Annotated in this window: 15 protein-coding genes; 3 read left to right on the top strand and 12 right to left on the bottom strand. The window is 66.1% G+C overall.

Features of this window, described 5'->3' with window-relative positions:
- Positions 1-229: hypothetical protein (locus tag HUK65_RS19280; RefSeq protein WP_235442211.1), on the top strand; the 229-nt coding region annotated here is incomplete at its 5' end.
- Here HUK65_RS19280 and HUK65_RS16100 read toward each other — a convergent pair.
- The 11 genes from HUK65_RS16100 to HUK65_RS16050 form a co-directional block, all read right to left on the bottom strand.
- On the bottom strand, positions 207-2,021 hold the full coding sequence (locus tag HUK65_RS16100) for a site-specific integrase (RefSeq protein WP_235442210.1): 1,815 nt from the start codon (positions 2,019-2,021) through the stop codon (positions 207-209). The two genes, HUK65_RS19280 and HUK65_RS16100, sit on opposite strands and share 23 nt — an antisense overlap.
- Before the next feature lie 519 nt (positions 2,022-2,540).
- Positions 2,541-3,575, bottom strand: a complete 1,035-nt coding sequence (locus HUK65_RS16095; RefSeq protein ID WP_179907297.1) for a DUF1611 domain-containing protein — start codon at positions 3,573-3,575, stop codon at positions 2,541-2,543.
- The gene (locus HUK65_RS16090; RefSeq protein ID WP_179907296.1) at positions 3,568-4,599 is read right to left on the bottom strand and encodes a dipeptide epimerase; all 1,032 of its coding nucleotides are present in this window, start codon (positions 4,597-4,599) and stop codon (positions 3,568-3,570) included. The genes HUK65_RS16095 and HUK65_RS16090 overlap by 8 nt, the downstream gene beginning before the upstream one ends.
- Positions 4,596-5,612: a histone deacetylase family protein gene (locus tag HUK65_RS16085; protein ID WP_179907295.1), complete on the bottom strand. Its 1,017-nt coding sequence runs from the start codon at positions 5,610-5,612 to the stop codon at positions 4,596-4,598. Before HUK65_RS16085 ends, HUK65_RS16090 begins: the two co-directional genes overlap by 4 nt.
- Positions 5,609-6,097: a GNAT family N-acetyltransferase gene (locus tag HUK65_RS16080; protein ID WP_179907294.1), complete on the bottom strand. Its 489-nt coding sequence runs from the start codon at positions 6,095-6,097 to the stop codon at positions 5,609-5,611. Before HUK65_RS16080 ends, HUK65_RS16085 begins: the two co-directional genes overlap by 4 nt.
- On the bottom strand, positions 6,090-7,016 hold the full coding sequence (locus tag HUK65_RS16075; protein ID WP_179907293.1) for a BKACE family enzyme: 927 nt from the start codon (positions 7,014-7,016) through the stop codon (positions 6,090-6,092). Before HUK65_RS16075 ends, HUK65_RS16080 begins: the two co-directional genes overlap by 8 nt.
- A gap of 4 nt (positions 7,017-7,020) precedes the next feature.
- Positions 7,021-8,355, bottom strand: coding sequence for an aminotransferase family protein (locus HUK65_RS16070; RefSeq protein WP_179907292.1), 1,335 nt, complete (start codon positions 8,353-8,355; stop codon positions 7,021-7,023).
- Positions 8,356-8,360: 5 nt separating this feature from the next.
- Positions 8,361-9,434, bottom strand: a complete 1,074-nt coding sequence (locus HUK65_RS16065; RefSeq protein ID WP_179907298.1) for an ABC transporter ATP-binding protein — start codon at positions 9,432-9,434, stop codon at positions 8,361-8,363.
- Positions 9,435-9,536: 102 nt separating this feature from the next.
- A complete protein-coding gene (locus HUK65_RS16060; RefSeq protein ID WP_179907291.1) occupies positions 9,537-10,679 on the bottom strand; it encodes an ABC transporter substrate-binding protein in 1,143 nt (380 codons plus the stop codon).
- A 35-nt stretch (positions 10,680-10,714) separates the two neighbouring features.
- Positions 10,715-11,500: an ABC transporter permease gene (locus tag HUK65_RS16055; RefSeq protein ID WP_179907290.1), complete on the bottom strand. Its 786-nt coding sequence runs from the start codon at positions 11,498-11,500 to the stop codon at positions 10,715-10,717.
- On the bottom strand, positions 11,500-12,366 hold the full coding sequence (locus tag HUK65_RS16050) for an ABC transporter permease (RefSeq protein ID WP_179907289.1): 867 nt from the start codon (positions 12,364-12,366) through the stop codon (positions 11,500-11,502). Before HUK65_RS16050 ends, HUK65_RS16055 begins: the two co-directional genes overlap by 1 nt.
- 107 nt (positions 12,367-12,473) lie before the next feature.
- Here HUK65_RS16050 and HUK65_RS16045 point away from each other — a divergent pair, with 107 nt between their 5' ends.
- A complete protein-coding gene (locus HUK65_RS16045) occupies positions 12,474-13,472 on the top strand; it encodes a LysR family transcriptional regulator (protein ID WP_179907288.1) in 999 nt (332 codons plus the stop codon).
- A gap of 173 nt (positions 13,473-13,645) precedes the next feature.
- A complete protein-coding gene (locus HUK65_RS16040) occupies positions 13,646-16,222 on the top strand; it encodes a glycosyltransferase (RefSeq protein WP_179907287.1) in 2,577 nt (858 codons plus the stop codon).
- A 74-nt stretch (positions 16,223-16,296) separates the two neighbouring features.
- Here the strand turns inward: HUK65_RS16040 and HUK65_RS19040 are convergent, their stop codons facing one another.
- Complete coding sequence (locus HUK65_RS19040) at positions 16,297-18,144, bottom strand: tetratricopeptide repeat-containing sulfotransferase family protein (RefSeq protein ID WP_179907286.1); 1,848 nt, start codon at positions 18,142-18,144, stop codon at positions 16,297-16,299.
- Positions 18,145-18,339 lie beyond the last annotated feature (195 nt).

Raw genomic sequence — 18,339 nt, 5'->3', positions numbered from 1 at the left:
GCCGCAACGATCCGTGCCCCTGCGGGTCGGGGCGCAAGTTCAAGAAGTGCTGCGGGCAGGAGACGGTGCACTGACGGCGCGTTCGGTGGACGACGGGGAGGTCGTGTCATCGACTTGGGGTTTCCGCGAACATGTCGCCCTTGTCACCTTAAGTCACGCCGATTTTTCGAACATAACTGGACTGCGCACGCATTGGCCGCTCTTGGTCACCGCCACGACAAATGGCTGATGTCCAGCCCCGGGTATGCGATCGCATTCACCAGCTCGACACGCTGTTCGAGCATCCCTTGGGGCATGATGCCGTATCGACCGGTCATGGTCGGCTCGGCATGGCCGAGTATGAAGCCGAACTGCTGATCCAGAAAAACGGCCCGCCGCAGGGCATCGGCCGCCCCGTGGCGAAACGAGTAGAGAGACAGACCACGCCCACTTTTGATCCCGATACGGGTCAGATAGCGTCCGAACTCGCGCGACACATCAGCCATCATCTGCCCGCGCGCGTTGCGCTTGGCGCCGGGGAACAGTGCTACCCCGCCGTCCTTCACGCGCTGTTCATGGTATTGGATAAAGCCCAGCCGGATCAGTTCGGGGTGAATTGGCACCACCCGCATGGAACCTGCGGTCTTCACCGACTTTCCTTCACCGGTTTTGTCGCCCTCAGTCGTAATGTACATGATCCAGTGCCCATGCGCCTGTCGAACGTCAGAAACTGCAAGCTGGCCGATCTCTCCCGTCCTCGCCCCCGAGAACAACATGATCAGTGGCACCCAATAGCGATGATCACGAATCTGCACCGGGCCGGGCTTGGCAACATTGCGCCATTCAGCAGCACTCTTGCAGCCGGTGAACCATGGCGAGTTGAACAGCGCCACAAGCTGTTCGGTGTCGAAGGGAAAGGCCGGGGTCATCGACTCATTCCTGAGCGCCAGCTTTTCAACCGGATTTCGATCCAGATAGCCGTTGTCCACCGCCCAAGACATGAACGCACTCAGGCTGGACAAATAGCGATTCACAGTTCGATCCGCGATCACAGGCTTTCCAAGTTGAGCATTGGCCTTGACAATCTGCCGGATGTTCATGCCCGCGAAGGCTTTCGTCTCGGTGGCCTTGACCGGGTATTGTGTCAGAAGCTGCTTCCACTCTCGAACTTCGACCTTGGTGATCTTCGAAATAGGAAAGCTCGCCCCGACAACATCAATGAAAGTGCCAATATCGCGTCGGCACTGGTTGATCCGATCTTTCGACACCCCGCGCTTGTTCTCTCGGGCGAAGACTTCGAAGATCTCCATGATGGCTTCGCCAGGTCGGGCAACTTCGCGGCGCTGGCCGGTAGCAGGTTTCACCAGAGGGTCGGTGGGCTGACCGGAAAAGTCGCCTCGGTCGCGTTCAAGGGTGCGCTGCAAGGCTTCGATCTCGGCGCGCATCATGTGCCGGGCGAGGCTGATCCAGTCGGGCGTTCCCCGATCCACAAGCAGGCGGTTGCGGCGCAGGTAGTCGTCAACCTCATGGGCGATCAGCGCGGTTTCGCCCTTGGACAGGTGCTTGCGCAGTTCCGCCAACTTCGCCTTCCGTGCTTCGGCGGCAAGTTCACCCGCCGCCTGCTTGACCTTCAGATCAAGCGTCGCATCGAAGATCACGAAAGGGTCGGTGCTGGCGATCTCGCCACGCTCGGCCTTGGCGAACACGGCGGCCCGCTCAGCCTCGATCTCGATATCCCCTGGCAGTTTCGCCCGTGCTTCGTCGTCGCGGTCCAGCGTGGCGGTGTAATGATCCCAGACAGCATGATCCCGGTCGGCAGGCACCAGCGCCCGGCGAGCTCGCAGATCATCGAACTCTCGCTGCCAGTTTGCGATGACCGGATACAACCGGCGTTTGGCCTCGGCTTCCTCGGTCGTGCCGAGGGCCTTCACCAGTTCCCGCTTGCCGACGATCTCGACCAGATCAAGGGGCACCCGGATACGCGCCGAATAGGCGGAACCGCGCCTGACAAGGTGGCTGATCCGGGCCATGAAATGCTCCATGTGGGAGGGACGTGTGTTACAGTCATGTGTAGCAGCTTCGACCATAATGTGCAATGAAAGTCAGATACTTGTTGGAAACAATGGCCTTAGAAAAAGTTGGATTACTGTCCTACCACCCCAGCCACTTCCAGGATGACCAGCCAGGCAATGACCCGGTGGCCGGATCGGGCTGCTGGAATGCCCGGGAAACGGGATCGACCCTTTGGGTCCGAGGAGCAGGTGATGGAATGAAGCTTCGCTGACGGACCGAATAGCACTGTGGTCCTGTTCGGGTAATGCGCTCATCATCTTCCCTTGAAGCCAAGTCTTCCTGCCCGGATAGCCTTGGCACCACAAGCGGTGGCACCGGCCCGGTGATCGGATGGACGGGCGGGCCAGCCCCCGGGCGCGTCGGTGGTGGGGCCTGCCTTTGTGCCGCTGTTCACTCGCCCGCGCCGATGGGTTCGGCAGTATCGGCCGTGACCGCGCCGCGCGGCAGCGGCGCGGTGGCCCCGGAAGCGGGGGGTTCGCCCGGGTTTTCTACGCCAGAACCGCGCTTGCCAGGGCGCCTGCCCCCTGCCGTACCGCGTCAGCGGCGGGCAGGCCGGTGTCATCCTCCACGGCCTTGAGCGCCGCCTCGGCTTCGGCCGGTGTCAGGCGGGCGGTGTTCAGGGCGATCCCCACCACCCTGGCGGGCGTCAGCGCACCGGCGGCCTGGGCTACAGCCTCGTTCAGGGCGATCACGTCGCGCAGGGGCGGGATGGGCACGTGCTCCAGTTCGTCCAGCGTGCCCATACCGGCGCGGTGGCACAGGATCATATGGGTGCAGGCGCTGCCCCGCATCAGCGGAAGGGTTGCGGTGCTGCCGGGATGCAGAAGCGAGCCCTGCCCCTCGATCACCACGATCTCATGCTCTGCGGCCTCCAGCACCATACGCTCGACGGCGCCGCCCGCATGGTCCACGCGGATTGCATCAAGCGGGATGCCACGGCCGGTGATGGCAATGCCCGTCTGGCCCGTGGCCAGAAATGCCGCATCGCGCCCCATGCCCTGCAGGCTGCGGGTCAACTCCAGCCCGGCGGTCATCTTGCCGATGGCCATGTCGGTGCCCACCATCAGCACACGCCTGTTGTTCAGCCGGGCCGCGCGCGCCATGCAGATCGGCGGCGCATCGCCCTGGGGGACGCGCAGATCCCAGATCCATTGCCCCGCGCGCAACCGGTCGGCGAACATGGGGTGCAGGCGATCATGCATGCCGTTGACCAGGCTCATGCCCCCGGCCACCGCCTGGTCCAGCACGCCCAGCCACGCCTGCGGCAGGCGCCCGCCCGAAGGCGCCGTGCCCAGCACCAGCACCTGCGCGCCCAGGGCCTGTGCCTCGGCCAGGGTGGCAATGATCGGCACGTCGCTGTCCAATGCGCAAAGATCGCGCACCCGCTTGCCCGCCTGCGTGCTGTCGATCACCGCCACCACCGGATTGCGGCCATAGCGCAGGATGCCTTCGGCCATCTTGGCGTTCAGGCTGCCCATGGTCGCCTCGGCGAACAGGGCGATGGGCTGGGTCGGCTCAAGCATTCAGGGTTCCTCCGTGGCCGGGCTGGTCTGCGGGCAGGGTCACGCCATCCGCGAAGGGCGCGCCGCGGGCCGGATCGGGGTCAAGGTTCAAGTGGGAATCGAGGTCGATATAGTCGAAGAGCGCCGAGAGCGAGGCCCCGGCGGCGATGGAAACCGAGCTTTCGCCCATGCAGCCGATCATGGTTTTCAGCCCATGCGCCCGCGCGGTGGCGACAATGCGCAGCGCTTCGGTGATCCCGCCGCATTTCATCAGCTTCAGGTTCACCCCGTCCACGCATTGCGCAAATCCGGGGATGTCGCTGGAAAAGCGGCAGGATTCATCTACGAAAATCGGCAGCGCGCGGGATTGGAACAGGTCAGGCAACTGGTCTTCGGCACCTTCGACCAAAGGCTGTTCGACATATTCCACGCCCCGCGCGGCCAGCCAGCCCATCATGTGGCGTGCATCGGCCAGCGACCAGCCGCCGTTGGCATCAACGCGCAGCGCAGCACCGCTGCCGGCTGCGGCCTCATGCACAGCGGCGAACATGGCCTTGTCAGCCTCGATCCCGTCATTGCTGCCCAGCTTGATCTTGAGCGCCCGTGCGCCGCGTTCCAGCAGCAGCGGCACACGTTCGCGCACCACATCCGGCGGGTTGATGCCCACGGTCAGCGAAGACACCACCCCGCGCCGCGCCAGCCCCAGCAGACGGTAGAGCGGCATCCCCGCCTGTTTGGCGCGCAGATCCCACAGCGCCATGTCCAGCGCCGCCAGCGCGCAGGCCCCGACCCCGTCCGCATGGGCGCGCGCCCAGATGTCATGGATCGCGCCCTCCAGCCCGCCTGCGCAGAACGCCTCAAGCTGCGCGCGCCCCTCGGCCACCGTGGCCGCGCCTTCGGTCTCGCTCGGGGCCATTTCGCCCCAGCCGGTCAGCGCGCCATCCGTGACCGAGACGAACAGGTTTTCACCGCCCGCAATCTCGCCGCGCGAGATCCGCAGGGGGAAGCGCTTTTTCAGATAGAGCGCGTGAAAATCGACCTTCATGAAACCCCGCCCAGAAACGCCGCCAGATTATCCGCCAGCGCATCGCTGACATAGCCGCCTTCCTGCACCAGCACCAGCGGCAAGCCCAGCCCGGAAATCGCCGCCGCCATCGCCTGAAAGCCCGGCGTGGTGATCGCCAGCCCCTTGAACGGGTCATCAACATGCGCGTCCAGCCCCAGCGCGATGACAATCACATCGGCGCCAAACGCCTCGATGCGCGCCAATGCGGTATCGAGGGCCTTCATATACCCGTCATCCCCCGTTCCGCGCGGCAGCGGCAGGTTCAGGTTGCAGCCCATCCCGCGCCCCTGCCCGCGTTCCTGTGCGCCCCCCCAGAAGAACGGGTAAAACCGGTCCGGGTCAGCATGCAGCGATACGGTCAGCACATCATCGCGCGCATAGAAGATGCCCTGCGTGCCATTGCCATGATGCACATCCACATCAAGGATCGCCGGGCGCAACCCGCTTGCGCGCAACCGCTCGGCCGCGATTGCGGAATTGTTCAGAAAGCAGAAGCCCCCGGCCAGATCAGTGAACGCATGATGACCGGGCGGGCGCGAGAGCACATAGACCGCGTGCTCACCGCCCGCCAGCAGATCGGCCCCCGTGATCGCCGATTGCGCGGACCAATAGGCGGCCTCCCAGGTCCGGGCGCCAATCGGGCAGGCGGTGTCCGCCTGATGATAGCCCGCCTGCCCGACAGCGGATCGGGGGTAATTGTCGCTGCGCGCGCCGGGGTGGATATTGGGGATCACCTCGGGGCCGGCATCGGGGATACGCTGCCAGCGCGGGTAGATCGTGCGCAGGAACTGCAGATATTCGGCGCTGTGGATCGCGGCAATCGGGCCCAGCCCGGCATCGACAGGGGGCTGGAACCGACAGCCAGCGGCCTGCGCCCCCGCCAACAGCCGCGTGATACGCTCGGGTGCTTCGGGGCTGGGATAGGTCTTGCCATTGGCCATGAAATGCTGCGGATCATGCAGGCGCTGGCGGTCGTCGAATATGGCTTTCATGCGGTCCTCTTGATCAGTTCAGCCACAGCCTGCGGGCCAAGGCGCATTTCCTGCATGCCACGCGCCGGTTCAAACCCCAGCCGCTGGTAGAAGGCCTGCGCGTCCTTGCTGTGGTCATAGACGGCAAGCTTCAGCCATGTCGCCTGCCAGCGCGCGGCCCCGTCGTGCAGGATCTGCGCCAGAAGCCGCGCCCCAAGGCCCTGGCCGCGCGCCTGTGCGCCCACCCACAGATCGGACACATAGACCCCCGCCGCCCCGCGCACGGTGGAGAACAGCGGGCTGTAAAGCGCGGCGCCAAGGGTCCGCTCGCCTTGCAGCGCCAGCAAGCCATGCGCAGAAGGCTGCGCGCCCAGCACGGCATGCGCCAGCGCCGCGGCCTCGGTGGTGTAATCCTCGGCGATATCGGCGCTCAGCGCGCGCAAGGCGGCCTCAAGCCGTGCGAGGTCCTCGGCGCCAGCGACGGTGCGAAACAGCACGTCACGCATTGATCTGCCCTGCCCCCTTCAGCCCCAGCGTGGCGCGCACCTGATCGGGGGCCATGACGGTGCGGCCCAGCCGCTCGACAATCTCGCGGATTTTCACCACCTGTTCGGCGTTCGAGCGTGCCAACTGCCCGCGGGCGATGGTCAGGCTGTCCTCCAGCCCCACACGCACATGCCCGCCCATGGCCGCCGACTGGGTGATCATCGGCATCTGGAACCGCCCCGCCGCCAACACCGAAAACAGGTAATCGGCGCCGAACAGCTTGTCGGCCATGCGCACCATATGGGTCAGGTTTTCAGGGTCCGGCCCCATGCCGCCCAGCACGCCAAACACGAACTGGATGAAATAGGGCGGCTTGATCAACCCGCGATCAGCGAAATGGCGCAGCATGTACAGGTGGCTCAGATCGTAGCATTCGAATTCGAACCGCGCGCCGCGCTCAACGCCAAGCGTGGTCAGGATGCGGGCAATGTCGCGCGGGGTGTTCTTGAAGACCAGATCGTCGGTCGCTTCCAGAAACGGCTTTTCCCAGTCATGCAGCCAGTCGCGCTCCTTCCCCAGCATCGGGTACAGCGCGAAATTCATCGTCCCCATGTTGAGCGAGGCCATCTCGGGCGCGATCGCCAGGGGCGCGGCCAGGCGTTCCTCCAGCGACATGACCGCGCTGCCGCCCGTGGACAGGTTCAGCACCGCATCCGTGCCCTGTGCAAGCGCCGGGACAAATCCGCCGAAATGCTCCGGCGCCGCCGAGGGCCGCCCCGTCGCCGGATCGCGCGCATGCAGGTGCAGGATGGATGCGCCCGCGCGGGCCGCCTCAAGCCCCTGTTGCACCATCTCCGACCCGCTGATCGGCAGATAGGGCGACATGCTGGGCGTGTGGATGGAGCCCGTCAGCGCGCAGGTGATGATGATGCCCGACATGCGCTTACGCCATTTCCGAAAGGGCCAGTTCATCGGCCAGCCGGGTCAATGCAGCATCAAGCGTGTCCGTGATCTCATCCAGATGCTGTTCGCCCACGATCAGCGGCGGGCAGACCATGATATGGTCGCCCTCGATTCCATCACGGGTGCGGCGCGAATAGACGATCAGGCCCATGTCATAGGCAATATCGACCAGCCGCTGATGCGCGTTCAGATGCGCAGGCAGGGGTGCCTTGCTGTCGTGGTCAGCCATCATCTCGAAGGCCATGAGCAAGCCCAGCCCGCGCACATCGCCAATGACCGGGTGGCGCGCGGCCAACCCGTCCAGTCGTTTGCGCAGGGCAGCGCCCATGGTTTCGGCATTCTGCACCAGGTCCAGCCGGGCAATCTCGTCAATCACCGCAGTACCTGCGGCACAGGCCAACGGATTGCCCGCATAGGTGAACCCGTGCAGGAAACCGCCCCCCTCCAGCACCGCCGCAACCAGATCATCGCGCGCGACAATGGCGCCCAGCGGCACATACCCGGCGGCGAACCCCTTGGACAGCACCACGATATCGGGCGACAGGCCCCAATGCTCCAGCGCCAGAAACCGCCCCGTGCGGCCTGCGCCGGTCATGACCTCGTCCAGGATCAGCAGCACGCCATGGCGGCGGCAGATCTCCTGCACCGCTTCCATATAGCCCACAGGCGGAACCAGCGCGCCGGTAGAGGCCCCGCCAACCGGTTCAACCACAAAGGCCAGCACCGAGTCCGGCCCCTGGGCCAGGATTTCCGCCTCAAGCATCGCGGCATAATGCGCGCCGGTGGCAGGGTCGGCGGGGTCCAGCCCGTCCAGATAGGCGCGCGGGGCCGGGACCCTGGGCATCGCGCGCATCATCGGCGCAAAGGGTTCGGTCAGCGGCGCGTAGCCGGTGATCGCCAGCGCGCCCAGGGTGCAGCCGTGATAGGACGGGCTGCGGCTGATGACCTTCCAGCGCCCCCCCTGCCCCACGGCCAGCGCATGCTGGCGCGCCAGCTTGATCGCCGATTCGACCGCTTCGGACCCGCCCGAAACAAAGAACACCTTGTTCATCCCCTCGGGGCACAGCGCCGCCGTCCGCGCGGCCAGTTGCTCGGAGGCTTCGGTTTCAAAATGAAGACGGTAGCCGAAGGTGGATTTCTCCATCTGGCGGCGCATGGCATCCAGCACATTCGGGTTGGAATGGCCGATGTTGCACACCATCGCACCCGAGGATCCGTCCAGATAGCGCTTGCCGTCCACATCCCACAGGTAAACCCCCCGGGCCTGATCCAGCAGGGGGCGGCGCTGGCTGGTCTGATAGAACAGATGGCTCATGACACTCATCCCGGCAGCGCCGCACAATCCTGCGGCCTGAGCGTCATATGCACCTGCGCGCCCACGGGAAAGGGGCGTTCGTCAATCATGTTGATGGCCTGCAGCTGCATCTCGCCCGCGCGGACGAAATAGCGCACGGACTGGCCCTGATAGTCCACGGTTTCCACCGTGGCGGGGGCCGAGAACGCGCCGTCCCCGGGCGGGCTGTCGCGCAACAGCAGCTTTTCGGCGCGGATCACCAGCTTGGCCGCCCCCGCGCCCGCCAGATGCGGGGCCTTGGCGCCGGGGACCGTGACCTTGCCAAAGACCGGCACCTCCAGAACCGCGCCTTCGGCCCCGCGTGACAGGCAGCGCCCGTCAAGGATGTTGGATGCGCCCAGAAACCGCGCCACGAATTCGCTGGCAGGGGTGTTGTAGACCTCTTGCGGGGCGCCGACCTGCTCCACGCGGCCATTGCTCATGACCACGATCTGGTCAGACAGGGCCAATGCCTCGGACTGGTCATGGGTGACGAAAACGGTCGTCACCCCGATGCGCGCCTGAATGTTCTTCAGTTCAACCCGCATATCCTCGCGCAGATTGGCATCCAGCGCGGACAGCGGTTCATCCAGCAACAGCACATCGGGTTCGATGACGATGGCGCGCGCCAGGGCAATGCGCTGCTGCTGCCCGCCCGACAATGCCCTGGGATAGCGGCTGCCCACCTTCGGAAGCTGCACCAGTTCCAGTGCATCCTGCACGCGGCGGGCAATATCGGCCCTGGCCACATCGCGATAGCGCAGGCCAAACGCCACGTTGTCGGCCACGGTCTTGTGCGGGAAGAGCGCATAATTCTGGAACACCAGCCCCAGATTGCGCTTGTGAATGGGCACATCATTGACGCGCTTGCCATTGATGATGATCTCACCCTCGCTCGGGTCCAGCAGGCCCGCAATCATGCGCAGCGTCGTGGTCTTGCCGCAGCCTGACGGCCCCAGAAGCGTGGTGAAGCTACCCTCCGGAATGCTCAGCGATGTCTTTTCGACAGCGGTGAATGTCCCGAACCGCTTGACGATGTTGTTCAGATTGACCGCGCCCATGCTCCGCCTTTCGCCGTCGAGCAGCCGGACCGAACCTGCTGCCATTTCATCCTTGTAAAAATATCCCGGGGGGTCCGGGGGGCTGGCCCCCCGGCCCTGCCCTCAGAACCCGCGCTGCACGCGCGCAAAGGTCTCCGACCACTCGGCCTCGTTCCCGTTCCAGTAGGTCGGGTCGGCAAAGGTCAGCGCCTCCAGCGTGCCGCTGGGGTCATAAGCCGGCAGCGTGGGGATCTTCTCGCCCAGATCGACCTTGGTGCCATCGAGCGCGGGCGGATAGTTCTGCCCCTCGGCCACGGCGATCGAGGTTTCGGGCGCCAGCATGAAATTGAGCAATTCCTCGCAGGCTTCCACGGGCGAGCCCTTGATCACGAACAGGCATTCCTGCCAGCCAAAGCTGCTGGGCGGATCATAATAGCCGATGTCATGGCCCTGTTCCTGCAGCGCCGCGATCCGTCCGGACCAGCCTTCGGTGACGTAGATTTCCTCTTCGGCCAGCAGGCTCATCAGTTCCGCGCCCGAGCCCCAGTATTTCAGCGCCAGGTCACGGTGCGCGCGGATGGCGTCCCAGGCGGCCTCCATGTCCTGAATGTCATTGGGGCTCTGACCGGTTTGCAGGGCCGCATACCACAGCCGGGTGCGCCAGTCGCTCCAGCCGCCGATCTTGCCCTCGTATTCCGGTGCGATCAGGATGGAGGCGCCTTTCTCGCGGATTTCCTCGTCCGAGATATAGGCCCGGTTATAGGCCAGCCCGGTGGTGCCATAGTTATAGGGCACCGCCGACAGATGGTCCGGCGTGATGCCGCGGAACGCGTTGGTCAGGGCATCCATGACCAGTTCCATGTTCGGGATGTTGTCCAGGTTCAGTTCCACATCCAGCCCGAAATTCACATAGCGGGCATAGTCGAACACGCCGGACAGATGGGCGATGTTGTATTCCCCCTCGCGCGAGGAGCGCACCTGTGCCAGATACTCGTCGCCCCCGGCAAAGGTGCCATCGACCACGGTGATGCCGGTGGCCTCCGTATAGGGGTCGAAGGCGTAGCGGCGGAAGGCTTCCGAGACCACCCCGCCCCAGCCATCGAAACGCACCTGGCTGACATCCTGCGCAAAGGCCATCCGGGCAAACGGCGTCTGCACCCCATAGGCCAGACCGGCCGCACCGATCAGGCCCAGAAAGCTGCGGCGGTCCAGATCACCATTGCGGTAGCGTTCCAGCAGGCGTTCGTAACGTTTGGAATTGTCCATTGTCTTCTCCTTGTCGGTTGGGGTTGGCGCGGTTCTTACATGCCGCGTTTGATGGATATCTGGCGGGCAATCGCAGCCCCCAGCAACGGCAGGCCGACCGTGATGATGATCATCACCGTGCCAAGCGCATTGATTTCCGGGCTGATGGAATTGCGCAGCATCGAGAAGATCTGCGTGGGCACGGTCTCTACCCCGCCCGGTTTCCAGAACAGCGTACCGGTGATGTCGTCAAAGGAAATCGTGAAGGCAAAGAGCGCGCCTGCGGCCACAGCGGGCATCAGGAGCGGCAGGGTCACGGAAAAGAAGGTCTGGACGGGTGAGGCGCCAAGGCTCAGCGCTGCTTCCTCCACATCGCGGCGGATACTGACCAGCCGCGCCTGCACCACCAGAATGACAAAGGGCAGCGTGAAGATCACATGCCCCGCCAGCAGCAGCGCGAAGCTCTTGCCGATGCCCAGCCAGTTCAGGAACAGCAGAAGAGCGACCGCCAGCACCACCTCGGGCACCAGGATGGGTGCGATCAGGATGGTGGTGATCAGGTTCTTGCCGGGGATCGCATAGCGCACCAGCGCCAGGCTGGCCAGCACGCCCAGGGTGGTGGAAATCAGCGCCGTCAGCAGGCCCAGGATCAACGAGGTGCGAAAGGCGCGCATCACCGCGTCATTGTTCCACAGCGCCTCGAACCAGCGGAAGGAAAAACCGGTCATCGGAAAGCTGCCGAACTGGTTCTGGTTGAAGGACAGCAGCACCACCACCGCCACCGGCAGGAACATGAACAGATAGACCAGTATGGTATATGCGCGGATCGCAGCCCAACCCATCAGCTCAGCCCCTTTGTCAGTTGCGACATGCCCAGAAAGCGGTTGTAGATGGCCACCAGCGCACCCAGCACGATCAGCAGCAACAGCGACAGCGCCGAACCCATGGGCCAGTTGAGCTGCGTGATGATCGCCTCGAACACCAGATTGGCGAACATCGCATCGCGCGGCCCGCCCAGGATCAGCGGCGTGATATAGGTGCCCGCGCCAAGCACGAAGCACAGCAGCCCCCCCGCCGCCAGTCCGGGCAGCGACAGCGGCAGCGTGACCTGCAGGAACGCCTGCCAGCGCGTGGCCCCCAGCGAGGTGGCGGCGTCTTCCAGATTGGTATCGATCCCGTCCAGGCTGACATAGATGTTCAGCACCATGAAGGGCAGCAGGAAATGCACCAGCCCCAGGATGACGGTCGCCTCGTTATAGAGCATCTGGACGGGGGATGAGGTGATCCCCATGCTCATCAGCAGGCTGTTCAGCGCGCCCGAGCTGCCAAGGATGTTGATCCAGCTCATCGTGCGGATGATGTAGCTGATCCAGAAGGGCAGCATCAGCAGCAGCAGCAGGATCAGCTTGTTGCCGCTGGACCGGGTGATGAAATAGGCCGCCGGATAGCCCAGCAGCGCGCAGAAGAAGGTGGTGATGGCCGCGATCTTGAGCGTGTTGAACAGGATGTAACGGTAAAACGGGTCCGTCAGCGCGCGCTGCCAGTTGTCCAGGTGAAACCCCACGGTATCCGGCCCCACGGCCGAGCGCAGCCAGAAGGAATAGACCACGATGAACAGCAGCGGCACCAGCAACAGCAGCGTCACCGCCCCCAGAGCGGGCGACAGCAGGATCCAGGGCTGCCGCTTTTCGCGAGCTTCGACGGACATGGTTCTGTTCCCTCAAGGCGGTTCGGAAAACCCGATGATGTCTTGATCGCAAACCGGCATGGCATTAAGCAAATTGATAATCGAAATAGTAATTATAGATGACCTCAATGACCGCACCCAATGATGCCGACCGCCTGACCCGTGATCTGGACTGGAACCTGTTGCGCAGCTTTGTGGTCATGGCCGAAGCCCGTTCGATCACCGATGCCGCGCAGCGCCTGGCGCTGACCCAGCCCTCGGTTTCCACCGCCTTGAAAAAGCTGGAAGATCGCATCGGAAAACGGCTGATTGACCGCGCCCCGGGGCGCTATGAGCTGACCCGCGCGGGCGCGCTTCTGTATGGGGAAGCGGTCGAGATTCACGGGGCCGTGCACCGGCTGTCGACCCTGATGCGCGACATGACCGATGAGGTGAAAGGCCATGTGCGTATCGCCGTGGCCAGTCATGTTGTCTGCCCATTGTTTGATCAGGTCCTGGCCGAGTTTCACGCCCGCCACCCCTCTGCAACCCTGTCGATCTCGGTGCTCGGCTCCAGTGCGGCGCTGGCCAGCGTCTCGGCGCGCACTGCCTCCTTTGCCATCTGCCTTGTACATCGGCGTGACCCAAAAATCGAATACCTGCGGCTTTATCGCGAATTCTTTGGCCTGTTCTGCGGCCCGCCCCACCCGCTTTACGGACGCACCGGACTGCAGCAGAATGATCTGGCCGGGCATTCCGCGGTCAGCTTCGAAACCGACCGGCTGCATGATGCCCTGCGCTCGGTGACCATGCTGCGGGCGCAATCCGAACTGAACGAACAGATCACCGGAACTTCCAGCCATCTGGAAGAGGTGCGCCGGATGATGATTGCGGGGCTGGGGATCGGCCCCTTGCCGCTGCATGTGGTGGCCCGTGATGTCGAGGACGGCCTGCTCTGGCGCCTGCCGCCCTATGTCGACCCGCCTGCAATCGACGTGCATCTGGCATGGAACCCCAAGGCAACGCTCAACCGGGCCGAATCCGCGCTGCTTGAGGCCTTGAAGGACAAGATCCGGTCGGTCCCGATGCATGCGCGCACCTACGGGCTGGGCGCCGAGGATCAGGCGGCTGCGCCCCCGGGCTCCTGACGCCCGCCCGGTTTGCGCGCGGGGAGTGCCCCCCGGCGCTGGAGCTCTGCCCCGAGGCATCCTTCATGCCGTGACGGTCCCGCAGCAGCCAGGCGCAGGGCGTCAAAAGCCGGCTCCCCCTTTTGCCCAACATGCGCTAGACTGGCGCCACCCCCGGTGCAGGAGCGCAGACCATGGCCCGGTTACGCAAGTCCCATGCCCGCACAATGGCCGCTGCACAGCGGCTGGCCGCCGATGGCCGCCCTGCACAGGCCTGCGCGCATCTGCGCAAGGCGCTGGCCGCCGAAGAGGCCGCGCCGCCCTTTCTGCGCGCCGCAGCCCGGTTCCTGCATGATCATGGCGATGCCCCCGGCGCACGCAGCGCGGCAGACACCTGCCTTGAACGCCTGCCCCACGACCCCGAAGCGCAGCGCCTGCGCTGCCTGATGACGCTTGAGGACGGGGACGCGGCGGCAGCGGCGCGCGCACTGGCCGCCCTGCTGGCACTGCGCGCGGCGCCGGACCCTTTCCGAACGGTGGCAGAGGCGGGCATGTTGCGCCTGCAAGGGCGCGCGGCGGCGGCGCGCGCCCGTCTGGCGCCACTGCTGGCGCAGGACCCGCGCAATCTGGACGCCCTGCGCGCGGATCTGCTGTGCCAGGCGCAGATGGGCGCGGCGGCAGAGGCGGCGGACCGCATGACGCATCTGCGCGCGACATGGCCCGCATCAGCCCCGGCGCTGGCGGCACTGGCATGCCAGATCACCGATGCCACCCCGCCCATACCACAACCGGACACCGCCATCCCCGCAGCCGCCCCCCTCCCTGAGGACCCCGCCGCCCTGCGCGCGCAGCTTTCGGCCATCCGCGCCCTGCGGCCCGACTGGGTGCGGCCCTACTGGGCCCTTGCGCGGCTGGAACTGGAGCAGGGCAACCCCCAGGCGGCGCTGGAGGCCATTGCGACCGCCCGTGACCATGTGTCCGACAGGTCAATGCTTCTCCCGGCCTGGACGCGGGCGCTGCTGGCCCTTGGCCGGGTCGCCGAGGCCGCAGCCCTGGCCGCGCGGACGGATGCGACCGGGCGCGGCGGATGGCGTTCCTTCTACATGCGCGCCCGGATCGCAGCCACCAAAGGGGACCGCGCCGCCGAGGCCGCGGCCCTGCGCGCGGGCCTGCAGCGCTATCCTGGCAGCACCCCGCTGGTGAACCGGCTCATCCGCAGTTGCCTTGAAACACAGGTATCGCCTGACGCCATGGGCAACTGGCAGCGCCTGTACACGCCGGGGAATGCCAGCCACATGCATCGGCTTGAGAGCGAGACCAGCCTCAAGCAATGTGACTTCGAACGCGCGCTAACCCTGCTGCGCAGGCCGCAACCGGAGATGCTGCAGCCGGTGCGGGCACGCTTCATCGCACAGGCGCTGGCCGGGCAGAATCGCGATTTGCTGGCCTCGCGCTATCTGCGCCGCGCCCTGCGGCAATGGCCCTCGGACAAGCGGCTGATGGATGAATACCTGCGCATCCTGCTGCGGCGCGACCGTGTGCGGGCGGCCATGAAAGCGTTCAGGCAATTCGACTATGCCGACCGGCACGGGCCGGTGGCGGCTGCCGAACAACGGGTGCTGCTGCATCTGCGCGGGGGACGGCTGAAGAAAGCGCTAAAAGCGCTTGACGTGCTGCAGCGCGCGGACCGCATGCCCTGGGCGCGGCTTCCCTTCCTGCTGCGCATGGCGCTGGCCGAAGGCGATGATGCCGCCGCCGCGCGGCTGGCAGACATGATCGACCGTGACCCCCGCAGCATGGCCGAGCAGGCGCAGAAGACCCTGCACGGGCAGATGCTGTCCGAATACCGCCTGCTGGGGGCGGTGCCGGGCGCCGCTGACGGTGCCGGGTCCGACCCCGCGCCAGCAGGAGCCATGACCCCGGTCAACACCGACGCCCCCGACGCGCTGGTGCGGCTGGCCGGGCTGGTAGCGGCCGCACCGGCATCGAATATCGCCGCGATGCGGCTGCTGCGGCACTGGACCCGCCCCGAGGCCGACATCGCCCAGCCCCGGACCGGCACCGGCGCGCCCATCCCGCCGCAGCTTTTCCAGTACTGGGATGACCCCGCGCCCCCGTCCGGGATCTGCCGCATGGTCGAAAGCTGGCGGCGCCTGCCGGGCCATGCGCATCATCTTCTGGACCGCCCCACCGCGCTGGCCCGGCTGCGCGCCGGGTTCGGCCCGCAATGGGTGCAGGCGTTCCTGCGCGCCTCCAAGGTGGCCGAGGAATCCGATTTCCTGCGCCTGTGCCTTCTGGCGCGCGACGGCGGGATCTATGCCGACACCGATGACATGGTCACCGGAAAGCCCCGGTCGCTGGCGCGGCTGATCCACAGCGGCGCAGGGCTTGTGGTCTATGTCGAACCGGCGGGCGCGGCGCTGGGAAACAATTTCATCGCCGCCGCACCGGGGCATCCGGCGATCGTGCTGGCGGCCCGGCAGGCGCGCCAGGCCCTGCTGATGCGCGCCAATGAAACCGCCTGGTCCAAGACCGGGCCGGGGCTGCTGTCGCGGGCGGTGGCGCTTTACATCGCGCGCGAAGTGCTGGCGGGGCGTGTGCCCGATGTCGCTGTGATCCCGCGCGCGCGGGTGCTCAGGCATGTCTCCTTCCACAACCGCCTGCCCTACAAGGCCACCGCAACGCATTGGAAAAACAGCGTGCGGTCGGGCGAGGCCGCCGCGGTGGAGGCGCTTCTGCACGACCTGCTGGCACCGCGCCAGGCCGCCTGAGCCCGCCCGGGTATGGGGCGGCGCGTATCCGTCAGGCGCCCGCGCCCGTCAGGCCCGTTTCAGTCAGGCCCGTTTCAGTCCAGCCCGCAGCGGGCCAGGTCCGCGGGCGGAAGATGCGCGCGCAGCCGCGCGGCCAAGGGGCGCAGATGCCGGGCATGGCGCTGCCAGCGCCCGATGGCGTGGGCGTTCAGCGGCGCGCGCACCTGCGCCTGCGATGCGGTCACCACCGGCCGTGACGCCCCGGCGAACTCCAGCATGGCCGGGTGCCAGTCCAGCCCCAGCCAGTCCAGCACCGGGCGCATCTGCCCTTCGGGGTCCTGCACCACCGCTTCATAGCTGACCGCGCGCACGCGGCCCGGCAGCGCCTCTTGCCAGAAGCGCGTCATATCGTCGAACACGGTCCAGGCCCGCGCCAGATGGTCGAAATCGGCGCTGAAGGGCTGGTTCCGGCCGAAATGCTGGGTGTAGTTCGACAGCAGGCAATCCAGCGGATGGCGGCGCATCACCAGCAGCCGCGCCCGCGGCAGCGCCAGCGCGATCAGCCCGGCATAAAGGTAATTCGACGGCATCTTGTCCGAGACATATTCGCTGCGGATACCTTCGGCGCGCACCAGGTCCATGTAACGCTCGCCCAGTTGCGCGAAGTCATCGGCGGTGATCTGGTCCTCGGGCAGGCGCTCTTCCAGCGCGGCGCGCAGGCGGGTGGCTTCGTGCAGGGCCTGGGGCATGGCGCGCAACTCCCCCCCCGCCGTGACCTGCGGATGCCCCGAGAACATCTGGTCCATCAGCGTGGTGCCCGAACGCGGCAGCCCGCAGATGAAGATCGGCGCGATGTCGCTGACCCCGGCGCCGCTGCAACGCGCCAGCAGCGCCGGCGCGGCAAAGGCCCTGAGCCGGGCGGCACGGGCCGCAAAGGCATCGGCGTCATGGGGGTGCAGCCGGGCGGAGATCGCATTGGCCGCGTGCCAGTGCTCCATGGCGCGGTCAGGGTCATCAAGGTCATCGCAGACCTTGGCGGCGGCATGGTGCAATGTGGCCTGCGCGGCGTCTTCCAGGCTGTCGGCACGTTCAAGATACTGCGCCACAAGCGCGCGCTCAGGGCCCTGGGGCGTTACCTTGCCCAGCTGGACCAGCCGCGCCAGCGCCGCCAGCCCCGCCGGGGGGCGGCCCGCGGCCTCCAGCAGCAGCGCCCGCGCCTCATCCAACGCACCGCGCGCGGCCAGCGCATTGGCCAGATGCAGGCGGGCCTCGGTCGATTCCGGCGCCAGTTCCAGCGCCCGGCGGGCGTGGTGTTCAGCCGCGTCATGGCGCTCCAACCGGTAGAGCGCGCCAGCCAGCAGCCCATGCGCGCGCGCGCTCAGCGGGTCGGCTGCCAGCGCGCGATAGAGCACATCGACCGCCGCGCGACGCCCCTCACGGCGCAGCTGGGCCAGCGCCAGATTGGTCAGTACATCGACATTGCTGCCATCCAGCTCCAGCGCCCGGTCCAGTTGGCGGATGGCTTCGCCATATTGCCCCTGCTGCACCAGCAACGCCCCCAGATTGGCCGCCGCCGCACCATAGTTCGGCGCCAGTTCCGTGGCGGTGCGGAACAGATGCTCGGCCTCGTCGGCCCGGCCCTGCCCGACCAGCAGCACACCCAGGTCCAGATGCTGCAACGGGTCATCGGGCGCCTTGCGCAGCCCCTCGCGCATCAGCGCCTCGGCGTCCTCGGGCGCGCCGCGCAGCCCAAGGGTGATGCCCTTGTAATGCAGAAGCCGCGGCAGGGGACCGTGCTGCGCGATCAGCCCGTCCAGCAGTTCCAGCGCCTGATCCAGCCTCCCGGCGGCCTGATGCCGCGCGATGCGGGCCAGCACCTCGGTTGCGGGGGCGGCCTTCTCTGCGGCTTCGTCATGGCGCCCGGTTCCATTGTCATGCTGCATGGGTCCTCCGGAAATTCAGGGCCGCGTCCTGCCTGAAATCTTGGCCGTCGAATGATTTTTACGGTCCTGAAGCGCCGGACACAAGACAGCTTGAAGTTGCAATGTTATCCTAAGGGCAACCTAGTGTTCGTCACCTGACGCAAGATTCCCAACGGCTGCAGGGTGTGTCATACCTTGGGCATGAGACGCTCCGAC

Origin of the sequence: Rhabdonatronobacter sediminivivens (genome assembly GCF_013415485.1) — a bacterium.
Lineage (GTDB): Bacteria > Pseudomonadota > Alphaproteobacteria > Rhodobacterales > Rhodobacteraceae > Rhabdonatronobacter > Rhabdonatronobacter sediminivivens.
The sequence above is the reverse complement of the archived record's forward strand: the minus strand, read 5'-3'. Positions and strand labels throughout refer to the sequence as shown.

Coding starts and splice junctions, on each gene's coding strand:
- HUK65_RS16100 (WP_235442210.1), bottom strand. CDS start 2,021: ATGGAGCATTTCATGGCCCGGATCAGCCACCTTGTCAGGCGCGGTTCC.
- HUK65_RS16095 (WP_179907297.1), bottom strand. CDS start 3,575: ATGCTTGAGCCGACCCAGCCCATCGCCCTGTTCGCCGAGGCGACCATG.
- HUK65_RS16090 (WP_179907296.1), bottom strand. CDS start 4,599: ATGAAGGTCGATTTTCACGCGCTCTATCTGAAAAAGCGCTTCCCCCTG.
- HUK65_RS16085 (WP_179907295.1), bottom strand. CDS start 5,612: ATGAAAGCCATATTCGACGACCGCCAGCGCCTGCATGATCCGCAGCAT.
- HUK65_RS16080 (WP_179907294.1), bottom strand. CDS start 6,097: ATGCGTGACGTGCTGTTTCGCACCGTCGCTGGCGCCGAGGACCTCGCA.
- HUK65_RS16075 (WP_179907293.1), bottom strand. CDS start 7,016: ATGTCGGGCATCATCATCACCTGCGCGCTGACGGGCTCCATCCACACG.
- HUK65_RS16070 (WP_179907292.1), bottom strand. CDS start 8,355: ATGAGCCATCTGTTCTATCAGACCAGCCAGCGCCGCCCCCTGCTGGAT.
- HUK65_RS16065 (WP_179907298.1), bottom strand. CDS start 9,434: ATGGGCGCGGTCAATCTGAACAACATCGTCAAGCGGTTCGGGACATTC.
- HUK65_RS16060 (WP_179907291.1), bottom strand. CDS start 10,679: ATGGACAATTCCAAACGTTACGAACGCCTGCTGGAACGCTACCGCAAT.
- HUK65_RS16055 (WP_179907290.1), bottom strand. CDS start 11,500: ATGGGTTGGGCTGCGATCCGCGCATATACCATACTGGTCTATCTGTTC.
- HUK65_RS16050 (WP_179907289.1), bottom strand. CDS start 12,366: ATGTCCGTCGAAGCTCGCGAAAAGCGGCAGCCCTGGATCCTGCTGTCG.
- HUK65_RS16045 (WP_179907288.1), top strand. CDS start 12,474: ATGACCGCACCCAATGATGCCGACCGCCTGACCCGTGATCTGGACTGG.
- HUK65_RS16040 (WP_179907287.1), top strand. CDS start 13,646: ATGGCCCGGTTACGCAAGTCCCATGCCCGCACAATGGCCGCTGCACAG.
- HUK65_RS19040 (WP_179907286.1), bottom strand. CDS start 18,144: ATGCAGCATGACAATGGAACCGGGCGCCATGACGAAGCCGCAGAGAAG.